We start from the raw sequence: 2130 nt of genomic DNA on the forward strand, positions 1-2130 counted from the left end.
CCTGCAGCGCCGAACGCCGCTCCGGCGTCTCCACTCGCCGCCGCACGCAGCATGGCCAGCGCCGGCGCGGTCGGCAGCGCACCGGCCAGCGACGCCAGCGCCGCCGGCACGGTCGACGACAGCCCAGCGGTTAGCGCCACCACGCCGACCACCAGGGCGACCAGGCGGCCGACACCCCCGAAGGCTGCGGCGAGCGCCTGGTTGAGCACGCCGAACACCGCGCCGACGAAGGCCGCGGCCAGCGCGAAGCCGAGCCACACGTCCGGCCGGAGGCCGAGGCCGAACTGCGCCGCGCCCGCGACCACGAGGCCCTGCGCCGCCCCGATGGCGGCGACGATCCCGGACGACCGCAGTGCGATCCGAGCCGACGGCGTCGTGGAGAGCAGCATGCGCGACGGGACGGCCCGCCGGGCGAGCGCCGTCGCCATTGCGCCGAGCCAGAGCGCGAGGACGGCGTACAGCGGGAGCGTCGCGACGCCCGTCGGGGGAGCCTTCTGGACAGCGACCACCGGCTGCGCGGCCACGGCGGAGAGCGTGGCCATGTCGCTGTCGCTGTAGGTCGGGATCGACTGGGTCGCCTGGTCGAGGCCCGACGCGAGTTGCGCCGCGCCCTGCGCGGTCTGGGTCGCGCCCGACGCGGCGGACGCCGCCCCCGAGCTCAGCGACGCCGCGCCGGAGGCCGTCTGGTCGGCCCCCGCGGCGACCTGCGACGCCCCCGATGCCGACGCGTCGATCCCGTCGACGACCGCCGGCATCGCGTTCGCGAGCGCAGCGTTTCCGGAGGCCACGGCATCCGAGCCGGAGGCGAATGCGGAGACCCCGCTGCTCGCCTGCTGCAGGGTGCCGAGTGCGGCCGTCGCCCGCGTGCACAGCGCCGCCGGTCCCGTCGCGCAGAGCTGCGCGACGACCTGCGCGAACTGATCTGTCGCGGCGCCGACCCGGGTCGAGGCCTGGTCCGCCGCGCCCGCGAGCGCCGCCGACCCGGCCGCGAGCTGCTGCGTCTGAGCGGGCAGGGACTGGGTCTTCGCGCTCAGCGTGTCCAGGCCCGAAGCCAGCGACTGGGCGCCGGCGTCCAGCGACTGCGTCCCGGCGGCCAGGCTCGCCGCGCCGGCCGCCAGCGACTCCGTGCCCTGCGCGAGCGTGGCCGCGCCGGAGGAGAGGGAGGCCGCGCCCGACGCCGCGGACCCGATCTGCTGGTCGATCGTGTTGAAACCGGCGTAGACGTTCTGCAGGTACTGCGCGGTGAGCTGCCGGTCGAGCGCGGCCGTCGCCGCCTGGGTGACCGCCGCGGCCAGGGCGGGGTCGACGAGCGCAGTCGCCGGACTGGTCTGCACGGTCACGGTCGCCTGCGTGGCGCTCGACGCCGCGCCTCCGATGGAGGTCGCGTCGGCCGAGAAGGACGACGGGATGGTGAGCACCGCCGCGTACTGCCCGTTCGCGAGCCCGGCGGCGGCGTCCTTGTCATTGGTGAGCACCCACGTGAAATTGGTGGCGTCCGTCGACGGTGGCGTCTCGGTCGGAGTGCTGCCCCCCGAGGTCGGCACGGTGGAGGCGCCCGCCATCAGCGAGCCGGCGAACTGCCTCCCGAGCGGGATGGTCTTGCCGTTCTGGGTCACCGGGGTGTCGTTGTTGACCACGGCCGCGGTCACCCTGTCGAGGTGCTGGAGGGGCGAGAACAGCCCCCAGCCGAGCACGACCACGACCAGCAGCGGCGCGAGGGCGAGGCCGATCAGCGTGATCGTGCGCGTGCGCTCGGTCCCGGCGCGGGCGTCGAACGGCGCCCGGCCGGCGGAGGGGTCTGTCATGGTGCGCTCCCGTCAGGTGGGAAGGTGCGAGTCGAGTGTGGCGTCGTCGTGCGGGTCCTGGTCGTGCGGGCCCCGGTCGTTCGGGTCCTGATCGTTCGGATCCGGGTCGTCCGCGTGGCGTGGGTGGGGTGCCTCGGCTTCCGCGTCGTCGGCTGCGGCGTGCGGCGCCGGCGCCACTGGTAGCAGGTCGGCGACCGCCTCGGGGGAGGTCGCCGCCAGCACGAGCGCCGCGCCCGCGTCCGCGACCCGTTGCAGCTCCGCCGCCAGGCGCTGCCTCTCCTCGCCCACCACGGCCTCCGCGCCGTCGACCACCAGCACCGCCGGC

1 protein-coding gene and 1 pseudogene are annotated in these 2130 nt (G+C 75.9%); both read right to left on the minus strand.

The window, feature by feature from the left end:
- On the minus strand, nt 1-1805 hold a 1805-nt coding region (locus AC3A3H_RS00005; protein ID WP_487612483.1), incomplete at its 3' end, for a hypothetical protein.
- Between the two features lie 12 nt (nt 1806-1817).
- Nucleotides 1818-2130: pseudogene (locus AC3A3H_RS00010) on the minus strand (hypothetical protein); the annotation flags it as partial.

Source organism: Leifsonia sp. Soil_N53, assembly GCF_057655165.1.